This window comes from uncultured Apibacter sp., from assembly GCF_946479295.1.
Lineage (GTDB): Bacteria > Bacteroidota > Bacteroidia > Flavobacteriales > Weeksellaceae > Apibacter.
Window position 1 is genome coordinate 112,620 of the sequence record NZ_CAMLFD010000002.1, and the last position, 24,468, is coordinate 137,087.

The following is a 24,468-nucleotide window of genomic DNA, read 5'->3' on the forward strand; positions in this document are numbered from 1 at the left end:
AGTTATATTATTTGAGTTCGCTTATAAATTCTTTTAATGCTTTACCGGGATCTTCAGTTTTCATAAAATTTTCCCCCATTAAAAAACCTTTATATCCGATTTGCATTAGTTCTTTTACTGTTTGTGTAGAAGAAATACCACTTTCAGAAATTTTTAAAAATTCTAAAGGTATTTTCTCACTCAACTCGAAAGAAACTTGTACATCCGTAACAAATGTTTTTAAATTACGGTTATTTATTCCTACCACGTCTACCCATTCATTAATATAATCCAGTTCATTCTCATTATGTAATTCCAAAAGTACTTCTAATCCCAATTTTTTTGCTTTCATTGCCAGCTCTTTGGTTTTTTCTACAGTTAAAGCAGCAGCAATCAATAAAATTGCGCTAGCTCCATAAGCCTTTGCTTGGTATAATTGATATTCATCAATCATAAAATCTTTACGAAGTAGTGGCGTTTGAGTTAATTTTTCTGCAAATGCCAAATCTTGTAAAGTTCCGCCGAAAAAATCTAGATCTGTAAGCACTGAAATAGCACTGGCACCATTTTCAGAATAAAATGGGATAATTTCATTAACTTTTGCTTCCTTAAAAATCCAGTCTTTGGAAGGAGATCTGCGTTTAAATTCTGCAATAATACCGGTAGAAGAATTTTGTATGGATTTTTTTAATGAATTTCTATTTTTTATATGCTGAATTTTATTTTCAAGGCCTTCTATAGTTACTATCTGCTTTGAATTCTCTAATTCTTTCTTTTTACAAGCAATAATTTTATCTAATATGGTAGGCATAATAGTGTTTTTATATAGTGAATTAATCTCGTGAATTGTGGTAATCAAGTCCATCTATGAGCTTAGTATCTATAAATTCATACTCCGAATTATTAAAATCTCTACTCGATTGAACAAGTCTGAATTTTACATGTTGATCATCAAGAATTTCATAAAAATAGGTATCTATAAATTTTGTATTATAATGTAGCTCATAATACTTTCCGTCTTCCGTCCACCATTCACCTTTATCGACAACGGCACTTCCTTCTTCCCCATCAGGTACAGCTACAAATAAGAGAAGGAATGTTCCATCGTTATATCGTTGCTGTACCCAATATTTGGCTACTCCTTCTTGATTTCCTTTTTCCGATCCTTGCCAAGAACCTACTAATCTATTATCTCTTTCTTTAGTTTGTGTATAAGAAAATATGCTGAACCATATGAAACTCAAAAGAATTAATTTTTTCACTTTTTCGCGTTTTTTAATTTATGTTGCTATTTATTAATATCAAGAAATTTCTGAAAAGTTTGCTTTGTTTTTCCGCTTTCCAATGATTCTCGAGCTTGATTAATACATTCTTCAATTGATAATCTTGGGTTTATATTGTTTATAGCAAATGCCGAATTTGCTATTACTGCATTCTTTTGGGCTCGAGTAGCCTGATTACTGATTACATTATCAAAAATTTTTGAGGCTTCTTCCGGTGTATTTCCACCATCTAATTCAATTTGTATACACTTTTCCAACCCGATGTCTTCCGGAGAATATATATGTTCACCGTATTGAGTTACCACTTTAAAATTATCGGTTAAAGATATTTCGTCATACCCGTCTAAACTATGTACAACAGTATAATTACAATCCGTATTTTGATATAAGTAATAATATAAGCGAGACATTTTGAGGTTAAAAACTCCTAATACATTTCTTTTAGGCTTGATAGGATTGACTACAGGACCTAACATATTAAAAAAGGTTCGTACCCCTAATGCTTTTCTAACCGGTGTAACCACTTTCATAGCATTGTTAAATAAAGGAGCATGTAAGTAGGCTATATTCGTTTCATCTAAAGAACGTTCAAGCTTATCGATATTTGAAGTAAACTGAACTCCATGTTGCTCCATTACGTTGGATGCTCCGCTTACGGAGGTAGCTCCATAATTTCCATGTTTTGCCACTTTATATCCTGCACCGGCTACAACGAAACAAGAAAGCGTCGATATATTAAATGTATTTTTATTGTCTCCTCCGGTACCAACAATATCTATAGGATCATACTTGGCTAATGGTGAAACATCTGCACATAGATCCATAAGAGCATCTCTAAAGCCAAAAAACTCATCTATGCTAATATTCCTCATAAGAAATACACTGATGAAAGCTGCAATTTGTGATTCATTATATTCGTCAGCAGCCATTTTGGTCAATACCTCCTTTGCTTCTTCTCTGTTAAGATATTGATGTTCGAACAGTCTATTTAATAGTTGTTTCATATCAACTTAATTTTCTAAAAAATTTTTTATAATGGTTTTTCCGTTAGGAGTTAGTATAGATTCCGGATGGAACTGAACTCCATGAACATCGTACTGTTTATGCTTCAATGCCATAATTTGTTTATCTTCGTCTATAGCTGTTATAACAAGATCGTCCGGAAAATTGTTACTGTTTACAATCCAAGAATGATATCTTCCTACCTCTATTTCGGGACCAAGATCTTTAAATATATAATCGTCCTCTATTATTTTTATTTGGGTAGCTACCCCATGATATACATCTTGCAAATTGGATAATTCTGCATCAAAAGCCTCTCCAATAGCTTGTTCTCCTAAACATACCCCTAATATTGATTTAGTGGGAGCATAGTGTTCAATTAAAGAAAGTAATAGTCCTGATTCAGAAGGAATTCCCGGGCCCGGAGATAAAATTATTTTATCATATTTTGAGATATCGGATAACTGAATCTGATTATTTCTAAAAACGTCTACATCTTCATAGTTTAATTCCTTTATCAGGTGAACTAAATTATAGGTAAAAGAATCATAATTATCAAAAACAAGTATCTTCACTTTTTTACTATTTAAATTACAAATTCTTTAGCTGTGATTACAGTTGCATAATAATAGCTTAAAGCTGCTAAAAACGAATTTTGCACTTCTTTAGCTTGTATTTTCTCTCCATTAATTTCAAGATCGCATGTAGCACAGGCATCTCCTATTAAGATACAAGTATAGCCAAAGTCTTTTGCTGCTCTTGTCGTTGCATCTACACACATATGGGTCATCATTCCGCAAATGATTAATTCATCGACTTTGAGTTTTTTTAATGTGTCTTGAAGATCCGTATTGATAAAACTATTAGGAACATTTTTTGTTATGATTGCTTCGCCTTCCAGGGGTTGAACATTCGGATGTATTTTAACTCCTTGAGTATTGGGAAGGAAAAAGGTTGCATTCGGTCTTGAAGAAACATGTTGAATATGAATTACCGGTAGCTTTTCATTTCTAAATTTTTCTAATATTTTTTTAGCTCGTTCACTTGCTTCTAAAGAATTTTTTAAAGTATTTTTCCCTCCTTCAAAGTAATCATTTTGGATATCAATGATAAGTAATGCTTTCATATTTTTTAATTTTTTAACTCTTCCGCTAAATTGATAGCCTTTTTTAATGCTTTTAATTTGTTGTTCGCTTCTTTTAGCTCCTCTTCAGGATTTGATTTGGATACTACCCCGGCGCCAGCTTGATAATACAAAATATTGTTTTTGCTCAAAAATGATCGTATGGTGATTGCCTGATTTAAATCTCCTTCTAAACCAATATATCCGATACATCCTCCATAAATTCCTCTCATATGTTTTTCAATATCACGCAAAAGCTGCATAGCTCTTACCTTTGGTGCTCCTGATAAGGTCCCTGCGGGAAACGTATCGGCAAATACGGATATACTGTTCTTATCTTTATCAACTATTCCGCTTACCCTTGATACTAAATGAATAACGTGTGAAAAATATTGGACACGTTTATAAAAATCTAATTTTACCTCATGGCAATTTCTACTCAAATCATTGCGTGCCAAGTCTACTAACATTACATGTTCAGCATTTTCTTTTTCATCTTGTAGAAGCCTTTCCGATAATTCTCTATCTTTTTCATCGTTGCCTGTTCTTTTATAAGTCCCCGCTATAGGATCTATATATGCATATCCTTTATTGATTTTACAATGGGTTTCAGGTGAAGAACCGAAAATACGATAAGAGCCAAAATCAAAATAAAAAAGATAAGGCGAAGGGTTAATGGAGCGCAAAGCTCTATATACTTTAAAATCGTCTCCTGTAAATGCTTGTGAATAGCAACGGGAAGGTACTATTTGAAACACATCGCCTCTTTTGCAATGTGCAATCCCTTTTTTTACATATTCTTTATATTCTTCATCTGTGATAAAACTTATCTCGTTCCCTTTTGTTTTAAAATTGTAAGAAGCAAAATTATTATTTTGTAATAAGGCTTCAAGAGTATGAATTGTGGAATTTTCTCCTTCAGGTATATTTTCGACTATAACCAATTCGTTCTTTAAATGGTTGATTACTAAGATAAATCGGTAAAATATATAATACAGTTCCGGTATATTTGCATTTTCATATTTATTATTTTCAGGATCAACAGCCTCAAAATATCGAATACTATCGTAGGAAGTGTATCCAAAAAATCCATTAATTTTCGTTGGATTTTCTCCTTTCAAATGAAAACTTTTTATAAAATCATCAAATTCTGTTTCCAAAGGATTTATTAATTTTTTCTCCATTGCATGCCCATTGACCTTAGTTGTGATAAAATGATCTTTAACTTTAAATTTAGCCAGTGGATCCATCGCTATAAAAGACGAACTATCTTCTCCAGCATGAAAATCAGAACTCTCCAATAACGCTGATTCAGGAAAGGCATCTCGAATTTTTAAATAAATTCCTACGGGAGTTTGTAGATCTGCTAATAATTTTTTTGTTTTAACCTGTATTTCCATGCTCTATCCATTTCGTTTTTTCTGTTCTTTTATGTAGGTATACATATCTTTATCTCCTCTTCCTGAAAGACATATGACAACCACATCATCCTCTTTAAAATTCTTTTTACTCAATACTCCCAACGCGTGTGCTGATTCAATAGCAGGAATAATACCTTCTAATCTTGTTAATTCAAAAGCTGCTTCAATAGCTTCTTCGTCAGTTATCGCCAACACTTCTGATCGTCCGGTCTTAGCTAGATATGCATGTAGAGGACCTATTCCCGGATAATCCAATCCTGCCGATATGGAATATGGTTCTTCTATTTGCCCATCTTCTGATTGCATTAGCAATGTTTTGCTTCCATGAATTATACCTAATTTTCCCAAATGTATAGTAGCAGCAGATTCTCCGGAGTTTAGTCCTTTTCCTGCTGCTTCTGCCAATACAATTGATACGGATGGTTCATTTAAAAAATGATAGATTGTTCCGGCAGCATTACTTCCTCCACCTACACAAGCTATTAAATAATCGGGATTTTTCCTGTTTTCTTTTTCTAATAGTTGTTTTCGAATTTCTTCACTGATTACAGACTGTAATCGAGCTACCATATCAGGATACGGATGAGGACCTACAGTTGAACCGATGATATAATAAGTATTGGAGGGATTAGAGCACCAATCTCGAATTGCCTCGTTAGTAGCATCTTTTAATGTCATATTTCCGCTAGTAACTGGAATAACTTGTGCGCCGAGCATTTGCATTTTCTCTACATTCAATTTTTGTCTTTCAACATCTACTTTTCCCATGTAAATAAAGCATTGCATATTCATTAAGGCACATACGGTGGCAGTGGCAACTCCATGTTGACCTGCTCCGGTTTCGGCAATTATACGAGTTTTACCCATTCTTCGCGCCAAAAGTATTTGCCCGATTGTATTATTAATTTTATGAGCCCCCGTATGGTTTAAATCTTCTCTTTTGAGGTAAATTTTACATCCATATTTTTGAGACAACCTTTTTGTTAGATATAAAGGAGAGGGTCTACCCACATAATCTCTTAGTAAATCATGATATTCTTTTTGAAATTTAGGATCTTCTAAAACTTTTAGGTAGCTGTTTTTTAACAACTCTACATTTTGATAAAGAATTTCCGGAATATAGGCTCCTCCAAATTCCCCATAATAACCTTCTTGATCAACATTATACGTATGCATCTTTTTTTTCATTTTAGTAATTAAATATTTAAAAAACAAAAAAACCTACCGCGAACACGGTAGGTTTTTCTTTATTTTTAATAGTTTATTTAAAATAATATACCTTAATGCCCACGGCTATCGAAGCTGAGAGCACCACCAAGATCTATTATTAAAAAATATTGTTTTCACTTTTCCTGATTAATTCAACAAAAATAATAATTATCTTTTTATTATCCAAAAACTAAATTATGTTTTTATATTTTTTTTTAATTTTCATAAATTAAGAGTATTTGATGCTCTTTGCTTATCATTCCCCAAAGTTTCATTATTTTAACTTATATCATTGTAGGAAATTATTATATTCTTAATAACAATGTTATGATTCAGTATGAAATAAAAAAGCCCACTCTTTAAAATAAAGAATGAGCCTTGTTGAGAGTTTTTAAGGTTTTTATCTTAATTGAAGTTTTGATTCATTTGCTATATTACATTCTCATCAAAATTTTATTTTTCAAAACGCAAAGAAATTCTTCTATCTTTAGCTCTTTCTTTATCAGAAGCATTTGCATCTACTTTTGCAAATTTAGACCCATATCCTTCTGCTCCATCTACTCTATCTCCATAACCATTTTTAACAAAAATATCTCTTACTGTATTTGCTCTTTGTTGTGATAATTTTAAATTATCTTGATCATTTCCTTTTTTATCTGTATAAGCACCAATTTTTATTTTAACATTAGGAAATTCTTTAAGTATAATTCCAATATTTTTTGCTTGAGTTTCAGATTCCGGAGTTAATTGCGTTCCACTTCCGAATTCAAAATTGATTCCATCAAAGTCAAACCACTTATTTTTTAAATCTTCATTAGATGCATTTTTATATTCATCGGATTTTAAAAAATTTACCATTTTATCTTCTGTTCCTCCCGGAAATGCATTAATAACTGCTCCACTAGGTAATGTGATGGGTAATAATTCTTTTATCTTTTGATCTGTTGTGTTGCCTAGATTATCCGTACTAGTTTCTGCTAATGTATCCTGGTCAGTCTTTTTAGGTTCTACTTTCTGTATGGAATCATTCACTGGGGTTGCGGTTCCTTTTCCTTTAGAGCATCCATTTTTAGAGAATAACCATATTATTAATATACCTGCAAGTAAAAATATTATAAGCCATTTTAACCAACCGCCTCCGGAATGTTTTTCCATCTTATCTTTATATTCGTGATAAGTATCTTCTACTTTATCTTTAACTTTTTCAGCAGTCTCTTTCGTCTGAGTGGCGACTTTATTAAAAAATGAATCTCCTAGATTGGAAATGGAAGACACTCCCAATATTCCGGCTAAGCCTGACGGTATAGATGATAAAAAACCTTTTTTTTCTGAATTTATCTGTCCTAATAATCCTTTAAAATTTCCTCCTGAAATTAATTTCTGCCCTAAAAATCCAGCAACCAATGGAGATAGTACGCCCATAAGCTTACTGGTGCTTTCATTCTTTAAGCCGGATGAAGAAGAAATCAAGGAAGAAAAGTTTCCTAATTTATCTCCAAAAAGAGTATGCAAAAAGCCTGAACTTATGTTTTGCGTTTCAGAATCCATTTTTCCCGAAAATAATCCTTTTACATTAGTTAGGGAAGGGATATTTCCTGCTTGTTTTAATATATTTTCTAATTTGTTATCATCTCCTTTTTCTAGAACTGCTCCGAATAAGCTGGAAACTGCTGTTCTTATGGCTGAAGTTACTTTTCCTATATCTTCACCTAATTCTGAAGATATGCCAGAAACAGCATCGGGGGTAATTATTTTCTTTAATGAATCTATTAGATTTTCCATAACAAAATTTTTTCGGTGTTAATTATACTATTATTTAATTTTGAGATATTTTATCTTTCATTTATGACAATAATTATTCCAAATAATTTTTATTATTTATAAAAAAAATTATTTAAGGATAATATTTCTCTTTTATAATAGTAAGCTAAATTTTAAAAAGTATAAATATTTTGTAAAACATTTTAGTAAAAAAAATGTAATTTCATCTCATGAAAACGAAATACGATATAGCCTATTTGCGCATGGCTCTGGAATGGGGCAAGTTATCATATTGTGAAAGAAAAAAAGTAGGTGCATTAATTGTAAAGGACCGTATGATTATTTCGGATGGATATAATGGAACTCCAACGGGATTTGAAAATGTATGTGAAGATGACAATGGGTTTACTAAATGGTATGTTCTTCATGCAGAAGCTAATGCTATCCTTAAGGTTGCCGCTTCTACCCAATCGTGTATAGGTGCAACATTGTATGTTACTTTATCCCCTTGTCGAGAATGTAGTAAACTTATTCATCAAGCCGGTATTACACGTGTAGTTTATATTAATGAATATTCGGATACAAGTGGAATTGACTTTTTAAAAGAGGCTGGAATTGAGATTGAGCAAATTAAGGAGGCAGTTGTTTAAGTTTTTAAAAATATCCTTATTAAATTTTCCTCTTTTGTAATTTTAATTGCTTTAAAATATCATCCAATAGAAATCCTCTTTCTTGTAACAATATTAAATAATAATAAAATACATCTGCTGCTTCATCTTTAAATAATTTATCGTTTTCTCTGGCTGCTTCTATTACAAGCTCAACTGCTTCTTCTCCAAATTTTTGGGCAATTTTTGACTTTCCTTTTTTTAAAACTGTTGTAATATGAGTGTTCTGCTTTTCTCCTTTAATGCTTTTCCCTATCTTTTTCTCTAAAGAACTTAAATAGGAATATGAATTTTTATTTTCTTCAGCAAAATCCGTGGTTATTATATATTTTTCCGAATCTTTATTGGCTTTTACTTTTATTAATATGACCGATTTATCTTTATTCCAAAAGCATTCTTCCCAAATATATAAATCATCGTAGGATACATCATTTAAATAAATCTTTCTTTCTAATTGTGATTTCTTAATTAAAGTATCAGTACTTATTCCTGATGCTAAAACTTTACCTGTTTTATTATCCTGAATAATAGTAATAATTCCTTTTTCTTTACTAAAATTAGTATCTTTCATTCTTTTTAAGAATTAATAACACGAAGTTACTATTTTACTTCTAATCTTATATGATTATATTTAATAAAAGACTAACAATAATTCCTACCTTTGCACAAATATTTTAAAAAACTCTTATACAAAAAAGGATTTATATGAACGATTCTTTAAAAACCGTACAAAAGGTACTTGCACAAGGTGAAGAAATTAGTGAAAAACAATTTTCTCTCTTAGAAATGTTAACGCACGGAGGACCTATCGGCATATTTGTAATGATTTGTCTATTTTTATTATTTATGTTTTCCCTTTACATTTTTTTTGAACGTTTTTTAACTATAAAAAGATTTTCAAATAAAAATTCTTCTATATTAAACGATATTAAAGATCTTATTCATCAAGGAAATATTAACGCTGCTTTGGATCTTTGTAAGAGAACCCGTACCCCTGAAGGAAGAATTCTTTATAAAGGACTGATGAGAATCGGTAAACCCACCCGTGATATCAGTGATGCTATTGAAAACACTGCTCAATTAGAAATTTTTGAACTAGAAAAAAACGTGGGTGTATTAGGAACTATTTCAGGTGCTGCTCCTATGTTAGGTTTTCTAGGTACGGTAATCGGGATGATCATTGCTTTTTTTGCTACCAGTGCTCAAGATCAGGCAAGTGCTCAAATGTTAGCAGGAGGTATTTATTCAGCAATGGCAAATACTGCAGCTGGATTAATTGTCGGTTTATTAGCCTATTTATTTTATAACATCTTGGTTATTCGTATTGATCGAAGCGTATATTCTTTACAACTTACTGTTATTGATTTTCTGGACATTTTAAATAAACCCGTTACTCATTAATTTATGAAATTACGAAGTAGAAATAGAGTTTCTCCGGAATTCAGTATGGCCTCCATCACTGATGTAATATTTTTATTACTTACTTTTTTTATGCTTACCGCATCGGCAAACCAATCTGCTTTAAATATAAAATTGCCTAATGCAAAAGGGCAGGAAATGCCTACTGAAAGAGTTTATATTGGGGTATCTATGGATGGAAAATACTTTTTAAATAAAAAAGAGATAGCTAAAAACGAAATTGAGACTACTTTAAAAACCTTATTTAGTACTAATTCCTCTCCAACATTCGTCATTGCGGCGGATGAAGAGGCTTTACATAAAGATGTTGTTTTTTTGATGGATATAGCAAACAGAAATAAGTATAAGGTTTTAATTGCCACAAACCCGCACATTTCAGACGATAAATAGGTTATGAGTGAAAGTTATAGAATTAAATATTATGATAATAAAAAGCAAAAGTTAATTAGTGGTACTCTTACCATTTTAATTTCGGGAGCTTTATTATTATTTATTTTAACTTATAAAACCGTATTTATAACAGTTACTCCACCGGTTTATATAGATATTAACTTCGATATAGATGATTTGGGTGCTAATTTTGGGACCGATGAAGTAGGGCTTGGAGAAGAAGAACCGGCTGACCAGGAAGTTTTACGTGGAGAAGGGAATAATGCAAGAGCTGAAAATTCAGAAAATAATATATCTACGAATGATTTAATGCAAGAAGAAAATAAAACTATTCTTGCCCATCAAAACGATTCCAAGGAAAATATACCTGAACCTGTAAAAAAAACTGAAACTAAAAAAAATAGTAAAACCAAAAACTCTTCTAAAAATACCAATAATTTACCTATCAAAAAGTCCAAAACTAATACTGTTGCCGGAGTGGGAACAGAAAATTCTACAATAGGTGGTAATCCCAAAGGAAATGCTGCTCTTGGAAATCTAATTAAAGGAAAAGGAACCAGTACTTCTTCAACCGGCGAAGGAACGGGAGGAAGGCCTGGACAGAATCAAGGAGTTGAAACCGGAGGAAATGGAAATGGCGGCGAAGGTATTGGCAATGGGAGAAAATTAATTAGTTTTATCCCCGGAACTATGGGAAGAGGGGGTAAGGTTCCCGAGCATAATTGTGCTGGTTCAGGAACTATTATCTTCTCTTATACTCTTGATAAAAACGGAAATGTTATTTCCGTAAGTCGAAAGTCGGGAATAAATAATACTTGTTTGCTTAATACAGGAATAAAGTGGATTAAACAATATGTTAAAGGTAACTCCGGTACTAGATCTGTAACCGGTACGTATAAAATTAATTTTTAAAATTAGCAGAAATAATTCTTAAAAAAATAAAAAAACTTCCTATTTGATAGAAAGTTTTTTCCTGAACAAATAAATTATCCTACGCTTCCTTCTAATGAAATTTCTAGTAATTTCTTTGCTTCTACTGCAAATTCCATGGGAAGTTTATCTAACACTTCTCTACTAAAGCCGTTTACAATTAATGCAATCGCTGTTTCTGTATCGATTCCTCGTTGATTGCAATAAAAAATCTGATCTTCACCTATTTTAGAAGTGGTTGCTTCATGCTCCATCTGCGCGGTTTTATTTTTAATTTCTATATATGGAAATGTATGGGCTCCACAATTATTTCCCATGAGTAGAGAATCACATTGGGAGAAATTTCTTGCATTATCTGCTTGAGGTAAAATTTTTACTAATCCTCTATAGCTATTTTGTGATTTTCCTGCAGATATTCCTTTAGAAATTATTGTGGATCGTGTATTTTTTCCAATATGAATCATTTTTGTTCCGGTATCCGCCTGCTGAAAGTTATTGGTTACTGCTATAGAATAAAATTCACCAATAGAGTTATCTCCTTTTAAGATACAGGAAGGATATTTCCATGTTACTGCAGAGCCTGTTTCTACTTGTGTCCAAGATGCTTTAGCATTCCTTTCACAAAGGGCCCTTTTAGTCACAAAATTATAGACCCCTCCTTTTCCTTCTTTATCTCCAGGAAACCAATTTTGAACTGTTGAATATTTTATTTCTGCTCCTTCTAATGCGATGAGCTCGACCACGGCTGCATGTAATTGATTTTCGTCTCTTTGTGGTGCCGTACATCCTTCCAAATAGGAAACATAACTTCCTTCATCTGCGATTAAAAGAGTCCTTTCAAATTGACCTGTTCCTGATTGGTTAATTCTAAAATAGGTAGATAATTCCATCGGACATTTTATTCCTTTAGGAATATAGCAAAACGAACCATCAGAAAATACTGCTGAATTTAAGGCCGAATAAAAGTTATCGTCTTTTGGAACTACTGTACCTAAATATTTTCTTACTAAATCCGGATGTTTTTGAATGGCCTCACTAATTGAACAAAAAATAATTCCTTTTTCCGCTAAGGTTTCCGAAAAGGTGGTTTTAACTGAAACACTATCAATCACAGCATCTACTGCTACTCCTGTCAATCTTTTTTGTTCCTCTAAAGGAATGCCTAATTTCTCAAAAGTATTAATTAGTTCTGGATCTACCTCCTCTAAACTCTTTAATTCTTTTTTCTTTTTGGGTGCGGCATAATATTTTATACTATTGAAATCAGTTTCTTTAAATGTAACGTTCGGCCAATTAGGGGCTTCCATTTCTTTCCACAATCTAAAAGAATCTAATCTCCATTCCAACATCCATTCAGGCTCATTTTTTCTTTTAGAGATTTCTCGAACTATCTCTTCATTTAATCCTGTGGGAAAATCTTCATATTCTAAATCTGTGGTCCAACCGTACTCATAGTCTTTTTGCTCAAGGTCTAACCGTAATTCTTCTTCTGTATATTTTGCTTTGCTCATTATTACTTGATTCAAAGGTAACCCATGTTACCTTATTAAATTAAACATAGTTGGTTCTTGGTACAAAAATACTTAGATTATTATACATTACGAAAGCTCATTAATAGATTTTTTAAATAATGAGATTTCAAATTTTATGTAAACTTATTGAATGTTTAACTAAAATAAATATATTAAAAATTTTTACTATTTGTATTATAATTCCTATAAATGCGATATTGCCTTTTTTCTTATTTTTAAAAGATGTATTAATAGATTACTATTGAAATAAATATATAATTGATAATTAGCATTATATCTTTATTGCAATATTTAAATCATTTTTTTTATACATTAGCCGAAAATAAATTTTTATATGAAGAAAATAGTTTTACCCTTTGTGATTTTTAATTTACTTACTTTCATATCTTGTAAAGATGATAAGAAAGCTTCTGAGATACAAGAAATAATAGACCCCGACTCTCAACATGAAGAAAACCAGAAAAATGAAATTTCAAAAGTTCAATCCAACGAAATTTTAAAACATAAAATTCCTACGTTTGATGATCCTAAAATTCAAAAATATTTGGCTGAATACAAGGATTATATAGATGAATATATAGATGCTGCCAAAGCAAAAGATATAAATAAGCTAACTGAACTTACTAAAAAAAATCAAAAATGGATTATTATACGAAAAACCATTCTTGAAGAATTGTCTTCTAATCCTAAAGAATTTCAAAAGTATAAAGATTATATAGAAAAACTGGATAGTATGGTTGCTGAAGTGATGACTAAATAAAAATGAAAATATTAAAAAAACCTTCTTTATAGAGAAAGTTTTTTTAATATTTTTTATATTGCAAAACTTTCTCCACATCCGCAAGTCCTTTGGGCATTGGGATTATTAAATATAAAACCTTTACCGTTCAAGCCCCCTGAATATTCTAATGTAGTTCCAACTAGATAAAGGAATGATTTTTTATCCACCAATATTTTAATTCCTCTATCTTCAAATAATTTATCTTCAGGGTTTTGAATATGATCAAATTTTAACTTGTATGATAACCCAGAACATCCACCACTCACTACCCCTACACGTACGAAATCTTTAGAATTATCAAAACCACTTTCTTTCATTAATTCAATGATTTTTTTTTCAGCTTCTTGAGATACCTTTATCATATATTTACAACAAATAGATTTATATACATACAAAATTACAAATAAATACTATTTTTAATACATACCTATTATAAGTATTACTAATAATTTAATTACTTATAATTTTGTTTTAGCCAAGTTTGTAAAATTTCTAAACATTCTTCTGGTGCCTCTAGAGCTCCCATATGACCGGTTTCTAATTCATAAATTGAAAGTTTTTTAACGCCTTCCATTTTTTTTATTAATTCGGAATTTTTAATTGCATTATCATATTTTCCAATGATAATGAAAATTGGCTTTCCTAAATCCCTTACCACATCTGTTCTATCCTTACGAAGTCTCATCCCTTTTAAAGCCGCAGATATTCCTGTCAATGAAGCGTGTTTAGCCCATTTGATAGCGGTTTTTATTTCCGATTGTAATTTAGGTACATTTTGAGGGGCAAATAAGTTAGGTATTGATAGGCGAAAAAATTCTTTAGGATTTTTAACTACCACTTCTGCTGCTTTTAACCGTTGTTCTTTTTTTATATCATCGTCCGGTAATGTAGTTGAATAGAACAATCCTAATCCGGACACCTTATATTTGTATTGCTCTGCAAAAGCTAATGCTACATACCCTCCCATAGAATGGCCGCTAATAATTACTTCATCTATTTTCAAATGTTCTAAAACTTTATTTACCTTTTTAGCCATATCTTCCATTCTATTTACTTCATTTGTTTTTTTAGAAGACCTTCCATGTCCGGGTAAATCTATGGATATCACTCTATATTTTTTAGATAATTTATTTTGAAAAAATCTCCACATTCTTGAATTTTCCAAAAAACCGTGTAAAAAAACTATTGTTTTGCCTTTACCTTTATCTCTGTAATATAGCATACTGTTATAAGTAATTAATAATACAAAAGTACAACTTTTTACTAAGTAACTCTCGAATCTGTAACAGCTAATAATATTTATACTGATATTTATACCATTTTTAAATTTAATTTATTATTTTTACAGTTATAATTTGTCAGAGAAGCTTTAAATAGCTTACTTTTGATTAATTATTTTAACTAAAATATATATAAATATAAAGAGAATATGAAAATTATTAAATTAGCATTGCTATCTTCTATCGGCTTTTTAGCAATGTCATGTGTAAGTAGAAAAGAATTTGAACAGGCAAAAGCTAATTATGAATCTTGTTTAGAAAGAAACGTTGATAAAGATCGTACAATTACTTCATTAAAAGAGAGAAATAACTCTTTGGAAGAGCAAATGAATTTGATAAGAAAACAAAACGATGTATTACAGCAAAATTTAGCTGATTGTATGGCTACAGGTAAAGCTGGAACTGATAATATTGATAAGCTTATCGGACAAATTAATGCATCTAACGCATACATTAAACGTTTGACAGAAGCACGTGCAAAAAATGATTCTTTAAATCTTGCCTTATCTAATAAACTAAAACGATCTTTAGATAACTTAAACGATAGTGATGTAGATGTTCAGGTACAAAAAGGCGTTGTATTCATCTCCTTATCTGACAAAATGTTATATAAATCCGGAAGCTATGATGTACTTCCTACGGCAGAAAACGTATTAGAAAAAGTAGCTAAAATCATTAATGACTATAAGGATTATGATGTACAAGTTCAAGGATATACTGACAATGACCAATTCAGAAGCTCAACTGCTGGCTGCATAAGAGATAATTGGGATTTAAGCGCTATGAGAGCAACTTCAGTGGTTAAGCTTTTACAATCTAAATTCGGTGTTGATCCTGCAAGGTTACTTGCCGGAGGCCATGGAGAATATCAACCAAAAGTTCCTAATACAAACCCTGAAAATAAAGCTGTTAATAGAAGAACTGAAATTGTAATTCTTCCGAAATTAGATCAATTTATGCAATTAATGGATCAAAAGATAAAATAAAAAATATCTTTTTTATATCATATATACAAGGGTCTCTTTAGTGAGACCCTTTCTTTTATCAAAACTCTGTAATGTCTTTTTTCGCTGAAAATAATTTTTTATTTTTGTATTTTAAACAAAAAACAGAAGTTATGGAAATAGCAGGAAGAATAAAATTAATATCAGATATTCAGACATTTGATAGTGGATTTAGAAAAAGGGAAGTGGTGGTAACTACTGAAGAACAATACCCTCAACATATACTAATTGAACTTTTGGGTGATCGAGTAGATATTATTAATTCTTTTAATGTAGGCGATGATGTAAGAGTATCTATTAATATAAGAGGGCGTGAATGGGTTAACCCACAAGGTGAAACTAAATATTTTAACAGTATTACAGGATGGAGAATTGAAAAACTAATGCCTGTATCCGGTATGGGACAAGAAAATCCTATGGCTCAGCCATCCGCTCATGTATCTTCTGCACCTTCAAACCCTATTATGCAAGAAGAAGAGGATGACGATTTACCTTTTTAAAAGTAGTATTAAAAGGAGCATTTAAGCACCTAATCAGAATAGTAAACTAAAATTTCAAACAAAAGTACTAATTTAACATTTGGAATTTTAGTTTACATTTAAAATTATAATTTTTGGATAAAATTTCATCCATCCATACGTTAAAAACTACAGTAAGCCTCAAAAAAAATGAGGCTTACTATATATCTAATTTAAAAAAGGATTAAATTATCCTTCCATGATATTTTTACGATATATTCATTTTTTTAATTCATATTTTTTACTTTATCTTAAAAGAAATTTAAGATTACCATTTATTTCAGTATTTTTCTGCTACAAGAGTCTCTCCACTTCTTACAGCGCATATACAATTTCTATTTTCTTTTTTTAATAACTCTCCATAAATTAAATATTTAAAAGATTTTCCATTCAACGATTTTGGATATCCTTGAAAATTGTTGTTGTTAAATCTTTCAGTCGCTGATGTAGGGCATTCATTGTTTAATATTTCGTATTTGGTGAATGGATTGAAAAATTTGACAGATTCACCTAAATTCATATTCATATTTCCTACCGATACGGTAGAATAATATATCCATCCATCATTATCAGCATCTACTATTTCACAGTAACAACTAGCTTCATTTCCTTAAGCAATAAACCAAGATTGCCCGTTTACTCCTTGGATTTTAATCAGAGATATATCCCTTATATCACACTTAAATCTTGAATTCAGTTTATCTATCTCAGTTATAACTATTTTTTACACCCTAGATATTTCATCTAATGTGGGGGAGGTAATGTTAGAAAATAGTAACGTACCTTTAAATTGCAGTTTTTTAGGTTCTAATTTCCTTACAACATACTCACAACCTCTTTGCTTTTCTACGTATTTAAACCCGGCATTAAAATCAGGGTAAAAGGATTCTAATTGTTCATAACTTAACACCTCGTTAGTATTATTTTCTACTATATATTGCCAATATCTATTAATAAATGAGCGGTACATCTTTTACCTGCTTTCTAAAGTGTCAGTATGTAGAGAAAATTCACCCGGTTGGTTAAATATTATATTGTATAAAGTATTATTTATTAAAAAGTGCTTCTATTCTGATCTTTTGAAACTAATTTGTAACAATCAATAATTGCTTTCATTTCATAATAGTTTCCTCCAAAAGTTATGCGATTGTCATAACTAAAAAATCATCTTTGTTGTTTATATAATCAGAGGATTGCTTGAGATACATTACTCCTAAATATTTGGGTTTCTTTTTCTGTTTTGTTTTCATATTAATATCATTTAATATTCTTGTTATTTAATAATTACATTACTTTTGTATATGTAACACAATAAAAATATACTTATATTTAATATTGTTCTATATTAAATTATTAAAATTATTTAATAATACATGTCTATAGGATTGAGAATAAAAGAGTTGAAATTGAGTATAGGGCTTGGTCAGATTGATTTTGCCAATAAAATTGGAATTAAACAGTCCCCTTTGTCTCAAATGGAGAGTGGTAAAATATTTCCATCAATAGATACTATATCAAATATTATACGTGAATTTAATATTTCTTATTCTTGGTTAATTGACGGAGTAGAAGATAATCCTTTAAAGGACATAAAGAAATTTGCCATATCAGAGCATTTACCTAAAATAGTAACAGTAGATAGTTTGCAAAATGACAACATAGTATTAGTGCCAACCAAAGCTGCAACAGTATATCTTTTATCTTGTAATGATCCTGTTTTTATCAGCGAATTACCTAGTTTTCATTTGCCTAATCTACATAATTTTTCGCATATTTAAGTTTGATGGTCATTCTATGTATCCTACACTACAAAGTGGTTCGTATGTAGTTGGTGAATGGCTAGGAAACTGGGAAAGAGATGTAAAAGATAATAAAGTATATATAATAATTACCAATGATGGGAGTAGTAAAAAGAGTTATCAATAGAATAAAGAAGTATAATAATCTACTTTTAAAAAGCGATAATCAACGTGAATATCCTAATTTAAACATAGCCCCCCAAGAGATTATTGAAATTTGAAATGTTAAAATGTATCTTTTTTTATATTACCCGATCCTGCTATAATATATGATAAGGTTAATGATTTAGAAGCTGAAGTGGAGCATATAAAAAAGATGCTTAAAGATAGAACTTGAATAACTTCAAAATTTAAAGTTGCTAATTTGTAATATTATTCGCTTTAATTAAATTCTTTTTTAATAATATGATTTGGTTAACAAAAAAATTAGAATTCCCGGATATTCATAAAGCTGATGAAAGTGGTCTTCTTGCTATCGGTGGAGACCTTTCTCCTGAACGGTTGCTTCTGGCTTATAAATCCGGTATTTTTCCTTGGTATAATCCCAATGAAATCATACAATGGTGGTCTCCGAATCCTAGGTTTGTACTCTATCCGAATAAATTAAAGATTTCTAAATCAACACAGAAAATTTTAAATCAGGAATATTTTCATTTTACGGAAAATCAATGCTTTTCTGAAGTAATTTCTCAATGTGCCTCTATTAAAAGACCCGGACAAAGAGGAACATGGATAACCGATGAGATGTTTAATGCTTATTGTACTTTACATGAATTGGGATTAGCAAAAAGCGTTGAGGTTTGGAAAAACAATGATTTGGTAGGAGGATTTTATGGGATCGATTTACATATAGTTTTCTGCGGCGAAAGTATGTTTTCAAAAGTAAGTAATTCTTCTAAATGTGGTTTTACCTATTTCGTACAAAAACATTCCCATCAGTACAAACTGATTGATTGTCAAATTCATTCTTCTTATCTAGAACAACTAGGCGCAGAAGAAATATCTCGTGAAAAATTCAAAACCTTCTTAGAGTGTAGGGAAATTAAAAATTTGCATTTCAATTTATAATTGCCTATTTTAGCGCACTAAAAAACACATTACGGCTCATGTCAAAACATACAGGAAAGCACAATTACGCAACTAAAGAAATTTTAGATTCTTTAAATACTTCCGCCATTGATGGAGAGAAATTTTTACAAAAGTATGCCAAACCTATTGGTATCTTTTTTGGAATAGTAATTATCGCTGTTTTAGGCTATGTAATTTATGATAATTATGTTATAACTCCAAAAAATATTGAAGCTTCTAATCTTATGGTTGATGCTGAAAATTTATATAATGAAGGAAAGACAGATCAAGCATTAGGAGGAAAATCAAGCGGTATTTCAGGATTTATAGATATCGCTGAAGAATACGGTTCTACTAAAACGGGAAAATTTGCTCATTTATATGCAGGAATTGCTGAATATAAAAAAGGAAATTATCAAAATGCACTGGAACATTTTAATAAATTCGATACTTCAGACAAAGATTTAAAAGCTGTAAAATACGGAGCAATCGCAGACACTTATGTAGAGCTAAATAACACAGATGAAGCATTAAATTTTATGACTAAGGCTGCTAATGAAAGTTCCACCGCTGCTACCGCTTATCAATTTAATAAAAAAGCCGGTATATTAGCTATGTCTTTAAATCAGAATGAAAAAGCCTTAGAGTTTTTCAAAAATATTAAAGATAAATATCCTGATATCGATACTTCCGGAGAAGTAGATGCATATATTGAAAGACTTACATACGCAACAGGAAAACAATAATGGCAACAACAAACTTATCTATCTACAATAAGGAAAATTTACCCAATGCCGAAGCCTATCGTTTCGGTATTGTTATTTCAGAATGGAATTCTGAAGTTACTTATAATTTACACCAAGGCGCTATTGATACTTTACTGGATTTAGGAGCAAAAGAATCTCAAATAGATTCAGTATTTGTTCCCGGTTCTGTGGAATTAGTATATGCAGCAACACAACTTTGTAAAAAGGAGATCTATGATGCTATAATAATTATAGGATGTGTTATTAGAGGCGAAACGGCTCACTTTGACTATGTTTGCAAAACGGTTACTGATGGAGTTACTTATTTAAACACTCATATGGATACTCCGGTGGTATTTTGTGTTCTTACGGACGACCATGTACAACAATCTTTAGACCGTAGTGGAGGAAAATTAGGAAATAAAGGCGTTGAGGCCGGAGTTGTGGCGGTGAGAATGGCTGAACTTAATAAGAATAAGTAAAAAAACTTATTCTTATTCCCTATAGGCTTTTATTTCTCTTATTATTTCTTCTGCGCCTAATCTTTTTGCTTTCAAGGCGAGCTTTTTTCCTTTTGTAGAAGATTCGACAATAGGAAATGATTCTTCCAGCAAAACCTTTTTAGTTCCTTCTAAAGATACTATTCCCGCTTTAAAATGTACGAGATTATTTTTAATTTTAGCAAAAGCTCCTATAGGTGCAGTACATCCTCCTTCAATCATATTTAAAAAATCTCTTTCTATATTTACACAAATCTGTGTATCGATATGATTGATCATTTTTAATAATTCTGTTAATTCTTTGTTTTTTTCTAAAGAAGTAATACCTACTACGCCTTGTGCAGGAGCTGGTATAATAAAATCCAGCATTTCGTAATCTAAAGGTAATCCTAATCTTTTTATTCCGGCTAATGAGAAAATAGTTCCATCAAAACCTTCGGAATCCAATTTTGATAAGCGTGTTTGAACATTTCCTCTTATATTACCAAAGGTAACTTCAGGATATTTAGATTTCCAAAAAGCTCTTCTTCTCAAACTTCCGGTACCTAAATATAAATTAGTGTAAGATCCAGCTTTTTGATTTTTCTTCGGATTTCTTACTAAAACATCTGCTTCATAATCTCTTTCTAAAACTGCCGATAAAAGTATGCCTTCCGGTAACAAAGTTGGAACATCCTTAAGGCTATGTACAGCAATATCAATTTGATTATTTAAAAGCGCAACATCCAAATCTCTTGTAAATACTCCTATGATATCCATTTGATATAAAGGTTGAGTGAGATTTTTATCTCCAAGAGAGGTAATGGGAATAATTTCAGCTTTAAAGCCCAAATCTTTTATTTTTTTTTGTACTTCTACTGCCTGCCACATGGCTAAAGGGCTGTTTCGTGTTCCAATACGAATAGGGTTCATAAAAATATTTTACATTTTAGATACTTGCAGTTGAAACATCTCCTTAAATAAACTTATGGTGTCATCTGCTTTTTCGGGATTAGTAATAAGATAATTAGCTAGTTTGTTTGTGATTTTTTGCACTAAACGATCAGATAATTCTATTTGTTCTTCAGATATTATTACTTGATCTTTTTTTAATGTTTTAATTTGATGGTCTTTTATTCTCTCCAAATCTGATTTGAATGCAAGGATTATTGGGACATATTTTCTATTTTCCGACCAGATTATAAATTCTTGCATCATTTCGTTAATTATACTTTCTGCTTTCGGAATTTCTTTATTTCTCTTCTCAAAAGTTTCGTTTACTATTTTGGATAAATCATCAATATTTAAAAGTGTCACCTGATCGTGCTCTTTAAGTGATACACAAACATTGGATGGTATGGATAAATCTATAAATGTAATTGGTCTTTTAACATCCAAATTTTTTTCAGTAATTATGGGTTCTGAAGCTCCTGTAGTTACAATTACTATATCTGACTTATTAACTTGTTTAGTTAAATTATTAAAATTATCAACTTTAAGATCAAAAGTATACGCTATTTCTTCTGCTTTTGAAATAGTTCTATTAAGTAAAGTAATATCCGGGTCATTTACGTGTTTTACTAGATTCTCACAGGTATTTTTTCCTATTTTTCCTGTACCTATTATAGTGATCTTTTTGTCTGAAAGTTGAGTAAAATTTTTTAAAATATAATGTACCGCAGCATATGACATGGATGTTGCTCCATTGCTTAATGTTGTTGTATATTTAATTTTTTTTGAGGTTTGAATTCCGGTATTAATTAATCTTTCTAGAAAAGCATTAGTGCTTTTATATTTTTTAAATCTTTTAAACCATGTTTTTATTTGCGATATAATTTCGAAATCACCTATTATTTGACTTTCTAAACCAGAGGAAACTCTTAAAAAATGATTGATTGCGTTTTTTCCTTTATGTACGGTTATATATTTCTTAAACTCGGTTGTAACTACGTTTATCTGTTTACAAAATGCATCCACCACTTTTTCTAAGCATTCTGTTTGTGTATATATTTCTGTTCTGTTACAAGTAGATAACACAAAAATAGTAGTATTTGAAAGGGCATTAATAGTTTTAGTAAATCCTTCTACCATTTCAGGGAAAAAGCTATATCTTCCTCTAGTTTTAATATCTGCCTTTTCATAGCTCAAACTTATTGCAAAAAATTTTTCAATATTTTTAGGCTGAAACTTTTTCATGTTTTTTGTTCCAGCAAATTTATGAGTACATCTATATAGAAAATACCTATATTTATAAAAAAATACCCGTAAAAGTTAATTTTTACAATTTTAGAAATAGTCTAAATAGTTTTTTAATATGATAAATATCATTATTTTGAAGATTAAATTTGATATATAAAGAAATTATTAATGGATTTAAAAAATACCTTTAAAAGTAGAATAAGAGAAAATAAAATAGGATCTGATATTTATATGGCTCAGATCGATAATTATACTAACTTTACCGATACGATTTCTAAACCTGTTGGGAAAAGGTTTGTACAATTTTATCTTTGCACTAAAGGAAGAGCGACTTTTCATTTTAAAAGTGAATCTTTAAGATTAATAAACGAGGGAAATTCTTTACTTCTATTTCATCCTGAAATTGATATTCCTATTAATATCAGCCTATCAAAAAAATCAAAATTGATAATTTTTGTAATTGCTATTCAGAAACTAGAAGAAATATTTGCTACACATAAAAATAAACTTTCGTTATTTTATCAGGATGGACATACTAAATTGTACCATGAAAAGCCTTTAAGTATAGAGGAAAAACTTATTATATCTCAATTGGAGGATTTTAATTTAGATCAAGATTTCGAAAATCATTATTTAACTTTAAAGTTGCATGAATTCTTACTCTATTATTTTTCTTCAAAAAGCTCAGATTCTCCTCATATTTTATCAATAAAAGATGAAAAATTCATCCGTGAGATTTATAAAATAAAAGAAATTTTGTTGGAAAATATCGCATCTCCTCCTACTTTACGAACATTATCGGAAATTTCAAATTTAAGTGAATACAAAATCAAAGAAGGATTTAAAAAAATATATGGAAAATCCATATCTCATTTCATCTTAGATACAAAACTTGAAATCGGTAAAGAAAAATTAAATTTGAGAGTCAAACAAGTGCAAGAGATCGCTTATGATTTAGGATACGAGAATCCTAGTCATTTTATAGAAGCTTTTAAAAAGAAATACGGTATTACACCGAAACAATGGATGATGAAATAATGTTTATTCTTTAAAACAAGATTGATAATAAATCCCTATAGCTAAATTATTAAATACTAATGTCATTTTTTTCTAACTTTTGCAAATAGTACTTATAAATATTTTTGATTTAGATTGTATGAATTTATTATGATTAACGTATTAAATAATTTATATAATTGATTACATTTAACTACAATTATTTGATTGAATGAAACAAAAGGAAAAAGTAGAGTATATTATCACGGAATTAAACCGTCTCTATCCTAATCCTATAGCTCCTTTAGTCTATCAGGATGTGTTTACTTTATTAATTTCGGTCCTACTTTCGGCTCAAACTACAGATAAGAAAGTTAATGAGGTAACTCCTTCACTTTATAAAATTGCTCCTGATGCATTTAAAATGGCGGAACTACCGGAATGGGAAATTAAGGAATATATTAAAGAAATAGGTTTATCTAATACCAAATCCAGAAATATACATAAGTTATCTACAATTTTGGTGGAAAAATATAATGGACAAGTACCCGAAAGTTTTGAGGAATTAGAAGCTTTGCCTGGAGTTGGTCATAAAACTGCTTCCGTTGTTATGAGCCAAGGTTTCGGCCATCCAACATTTCCTGTTGACACTCACATTCACAGACTTATGAAGCTATGGAAATTATCAAACGGTAAAAATGTTGAACAAACAGAGAAAGATGCTAAACGTTTGTTTCCTAAAGATTCATGGAATCGATTACACATCCAAATTATCTTATATGGGCGTGAGTATTCACCGACCAGAGGGTGGAGCTTGGAAAAAGATTTTATAACCAAATATTTATTAGAAAATTAAAAATTTATTTTATATACCACTTAGT

At 30.5% G+C, this 24,468-nt stretch carries 30 protein-coding genes; 14 read left to right on the forward strand and 16 right to left on the reverse strand.

The features are described 5' to 3' along the window. Nucleotides 1-7 precede the first annotated feature (7 nt). The 8 genes from trpC to Q0T35_RS03130 form a co-directional block, all read right to left on the reverse strand. Nucleotides 8-790, reverse strand: a complete 783-nt coding sequence (gene trpC, locus Q0T35_RS03095) for an indole-3-glycerol phosphate synthase TrpC (RefSeq protein WP_295840929.1) — start codon at nt 788-790, stop codon at nt 8-10. 22 nt (nt 791-812) lie between these two features. After that, on the reverse strand, nt 813-1,241 hold the full coding sequence (locus tag Q0T35_RS03100) for a hypothetical protein (protein ID WP_295840930.1): 429 nt from the start codon (nt 1,239-1,241) through the stop codon (nt 813-815). A gap of 26 nt (nt 1,242-1,267) precedes the next feature. Then, a complete protein-coding gene (trpD, locus tag Q0T35_RS03105) occupies nt 1,268-2,266 on the reverse strand; it encodes an anthranilate phosphoribosyltransferase (RefSeq protein WP_295840931.1) in 999 nt (332 codons plus the stop codon). 6 nt (nt 2,267-2,272) lie between these two features. Further along, a complete protein-coding gene (locus tag Q0T35_RS03110) occupies nt 2,273-2,839 on the reverse strand; it encodes an aminodeoxychorismate/anthranilate synthase component II (RefSeq protein WP_293916835.1) in 567 nt (188 codons plus the stop codon). An 11-nt stretch (nt 2,840-2,850) separates the two neighbouring features. After that, nucleotides 2,851-3,390, reverse strand: coding sequence for a cysteine hydrolase family protein (locus Q0T35_RS03115; protein ID WP_293916837.1), 540 nt, complete (start codon nt 3,388-3,390; stop codon nt 2,851-2,853). 5 nt (nt 3,391-3,395) lie between these two features. After that, entirely contained in the window at nt 3,396-4,787 is a 1,392-nt protein-coding gene (locus tag Q0T35_RS03120; RefSeq protein WP_295840932.1) for an anthranilate synthase component I family protein, read from the reverse strand. Between the two features lie 3 nt (nt 4,788-4,790). After that, nucleotides 4,791-5,984 (reverse strand): tryptophan synthase subunit beta, encoded by a 1,194-nt coding sequence (gene trpB / locus Q0T35_RS03125; protein WP_295840933.1) that lies wholly within the window; start codon nt 5,982-5,984, stop codon nt 4,791-4,793. A 486-nt stretch (nt 5,985-6,470) separates the two neighbouring features. Then, the gene (locus tag Q0T35_RS03130; RefSeq protein WP_295840934.1) at nt 6,471-7,799 is read right to left on the reverse strand and encodes a DUF937 domain-containing protein; all 1,329 of its coding nucleotides are present in this window, start codon (nt 7,797-7,799) and stop codon (nt 6,471-6,473) included. A gap of 209 nt (nt 7,800-8,008) precedes the next feature. On the opposite strand from Q0T35_RS03130, the gene Q0T35_RS03135 reads away from it, so the two are divergent. After that, nucleotides 8,009-8,428 carry a dCMP deaminase family protein gene (locus tag Q0T35_RS03135; protein WP_293916842.1) on the forward strand — a complete coding sequence of 140 codons (420 nt, stop codon included), beginning with the start codon at nt 8,009-8,011 and terminating at the stop codon, nt 8,426-8,428. 19 nt (nt 8,429-8,447) lie between these two features. On the opposite strand, the gene hisE is transcribed toward Q0T35_RS03135, so the two are convergent. Further along, nucleotides 8,448-9,017, reverse strand: coding sequence for a phosphoribosyl-ATP diphosphatase (hisE, locus tag Q0T35_RS03140; RefSeq protein ID WP_293916844.1), 570 nt, complete (start codon nt 9,015-9,017; stop codon nt 8,448-8,450). Nucleotides 9,018-9,151: 134 nt separating this feature from the next. On the opposite strand from hisE, the gene Q0T35_RS03145 reads away from it, so the two are divergent. The 3 genes from Q0T35_RS03145 to Q0T35_RS03155 are packed head-to-tail and all read left to right on the forward strand — an operon-like array spanning nt 9,152 to nt 11,167. Beyond that, entirely contained in the window at nt 9,152-9,847 is a 696-nt protein-coding gene (locus tag Q0T35_RS03145) for a MotA/TolQ/ExbB proton channel family protein (protein ID WP_295809141.1), read from the forward strand. A 3-nt stretch (nt 9,848-9,850) separates the two neighbouring features. Further along, nucleotides 9,851-10,255 carry a biopolymer transporter ExbD gene (locus tag Q0T35_RS03150; RefSeq protein ID WP_293916846.1) on the forward strand — a complete coding sequence of 135 codons (405 nt, stop codon included), beginning with the start codon at nt 9,851-9,853 and terminating at the stop codon, nt 10,253-10,255. A 3-nt stretch (nt 10,256-10,258) separates the two neighbouring features. Next, a complete protein-coding gene (locus Q0T35_RS03155) occupies nt 10,259-11,167 on the forward strand; it encodes a ferric siderophore ABC transporter substrate-binding protein (RefSeq protein WP_295840937.1) in 909 nt (302 codons plus the stop codon). A 74-nt stretch (nt 11,168-11,241) separates the two neighbouring features. Here Q0T35_RS03155 and sufB read toward each other — a convergent pair whose 3' ends face one another. Beyond that, on the reverse strand, nt 11,242-12,696 hold the full coding sequence (sufB, locus tag Q0T35_RS03160; protein WP_293916852.1) for a Fe-S cluster assembly protein SufB: 1,455 nt from the start codon (nt 12,694-12,696) through the stop codon (nt 11,242-11,244). Between the two features lie 355 nt (nt 12,697-13,051). Here sufB and Q0T35_RS03165 point away from each other — a divergent pair, with 355 nt between their 5' ends. Beyond that, on the forward strand, nt 13,052-13,477 hold the full coding sequence (locus Q0T35_RS03165; RefSeq protein WP_293916854.1) for a hypothetical protein: 426 nt from the start codon (nt 13,052-13,054) through the stop codon (nt 13,475-13,477). A gap of 53 nt (nt 13,478-13,530) precedes the next feature. Here Q0T35_RS03165 and Q0T35_RS03170 read toward each other — a convergent pair whose 3' ends face one another. Together Q0T35_RS03170 and Q0T35_RS03175 are read right to left on the reverse strand one after the other, a co-directional pair. Next, nucleotides 13,531-13,860 (reverse strand): iron-sulfur cluster assembly accessory protein, encoded by a 330-nt coding sequence (locus tag Q0T35_RS03170; protein ID WP_293916857.1) that lies wholly within the window; start codon nt 13,858-13,860, stop codon nt 13,531-13,533. 92 nt (nt 13,861-13,952) lie between these two features. Beyond that, nucleotides 13,953-14,720, reverse strand: coding sequence for an alpha/beta hydrolase (locus tag Q0T35_RS03175; protein WP_295840939.1), 768 nt, complete (start codon nt 14,718-14,720; stop codon nt 13,953-13,955). A 207-nt stretch (nt 14,721-14,927) separates the two neighbouring features. Here Q0T35_RS03175 and Q0T35_RS03180 point away from each other — a divergent pair, with 207 nt between their 5' ends. After that, nucleotides 14,928-15,764, forward strand: a complete 837-nt coding sequence (locus Q0T35_RS03180) for a flagellar motor protein MotB (protein ID WP_293916860.1) — start codon at nt 14,928-14,930, stop codon at nt 15,762-15,764. Nucleotides 15,765-15,895: 131 nt separating this feature from the next. Further along, entirely contained in the window at nt 15,896-16,282 is a 387-nt protein-coding gene (locus tag Q0T35_RS03185) for a DUF3127 domain-containing protein (RefSeq protein WP_293916862.1), read from the forward strand. Nucleotides 16,283-16,580: 298 nt separating this feature from the next. Here Q0T35_RS03185 and Q0T35_RS03190 read toward each other — a convergent pair whose 3' ends face one another. Beyond that, nucleotides 16,581-16,820: a hypothetical protein gene (locus tag Q0T35_RS03190; RefSeq protein WP_293916864.1), complete on the reverse strand. Its 240-nt coding sequence runs from the start codon at nt 16,818-16,820 to the stop codon at nt 16,581-16,583. Between the two features lie 204 nt (nt 16,821-17,024). Beyond that, a complete protein-coding gene (locus Q0T35_RS03195; RefSeq protein ID WP_293916865.1) occupies nt 17,025-17,270 on the reverse strand; it encodes a hypothetical protein in 246 nt (81 codons plus the stop codon). A gap of 403 nt (nt 17,271-17,673) precedes the next feature. Between Q0T35_RS03195 and Q0T35_RS03200 the strand changes: the two genes are divergently transcribed. The 5 genes from Q0T35_RS03200 (at nt 17,674) to ribH (ending at nt 20,395) form a co-directional block, all read left to right on the forward strand. Continuing rightward, nucleotides 17,674-18,078 (forward strand): helix-turn-helix transcriptional regulator, encoded by a 405-nt coding sequence (locus Q0T35_RS03200; protein ID WP_295840940.1) that lies wholly within the window; start codon nt 17,674-17,676, stop codon nt 18,076-18,078. A 16-nt stretch (nt 18,079-18,094) separates the two neighbouring features. After that, the gene (locus Q0T35_RS03205; RefSeq protein ID WP_293916867.1) at nt 18,095-18,226 is read left to right on the forward strand and encodes a hypothetical protein; all 132 of its coding nucleotides are present in this window, start codon (nt 18,095-18,097) and stop codon (nt 18,224-18,226) included. A 278-nt stretch (nt 18,227-18,504) separates the two neighbouring features. After that, nucleotides 18,505-19,167 (forward strand): leucyl/phenylalanyl-tRNA--protein transferase, encoded by a 663-nt coding sequence (gene aat, locus Q0T35_RS03210; protein WP_293916868.1) that lies wholly within the window; start codon nt 18,505-18,507, stop codon nt 19,165-19,167. Between the two features lie 38 nt (nt 19,168-19,205). After that, nucleotides 19,206-19,913 carry a tetratricopeptide repeat protein gene (locus Q0T35_RS03215; protein WP_293916870.1) on the forward strand — a complete coding sequence of 236 codons (708 nt, stop codon included), beginning with the start codon at nt 19,206-19,208 and terminating at the stop codon, nt 19,911-19,913. Next, entirely contained in the window at nt 19,913-20,395 is a 483-nt protein-coding gene (gene ribH / locus Q0T35_RS03220; RefSeq protein ID WP_295809157.1) for a 6,7-dimethyl-8-ribityllumazine synthase, read from the forward strand. Before Q0T35_RS03215 ends, ribH begins: the two co-directional genes overlap by 1 nt. Nucleotides 20,396-20,407: 12 nt before the next feature. On the opposite strand, the gene hemC is transcribed toward ribH, so the two are convergent. Together hemC and hemA are read right to left on the reverse strand one after the other, a co-directional pair. Then, nucleotides 20,408-21,325: a hydroxymethylbilane synthase gene (gene hemC, locus Q0T35_RS03225; RefSeq protein WP_295840941.1), complete on the reverse strand. Its 918-nt coding sequence runs from the start codon at nt 21,323-21,325 to the stop codon at nt 20,408-20,410. 9 nt (nt 21,326-21,334) lie between these two features. Continuing rightward, the gene (hemA, locus tag Q0T35_RS03230) at nt 21,335-22,588 is read right to left on the reverse strand and encodes a glutamyl-tRNA reductase (RefSeq protein WP_295840942.1); all 1,254 of its coding nucleotides are present in this window, start codon (nt 22,586-22,588) and stop codon (nt 21,335-21,337) included. Between the two features lie 171 nt (nt 22,589-22,759). Here hemA and Q0T35_RS03235 point away from each other — a divergent pair, with 171 nt between their 5' ends. Beyond that, entirely contained in the window at nt 22,760-23,629 is an 870-nt protein-coding gene (locus Q0T35_RS03235; protein WP_295840943.1) for an AraC family transcriptional regulator, read from the forward strand. A 190-nt stretch (nt 23,630-23,819) separates the two neighbouring features. Beyond that, entirely contained in the window at nt 23,820-24,443 is a 624-nt protein-coding gene (nth, locus tag Q0T35_RS03240; RefSeq protein ID WP_295840944.1) for an endonuclease III, read from the forward strand. The last annotated feature ends 25 nt before the right edge of the window (nt 24,444-24,468 follow it).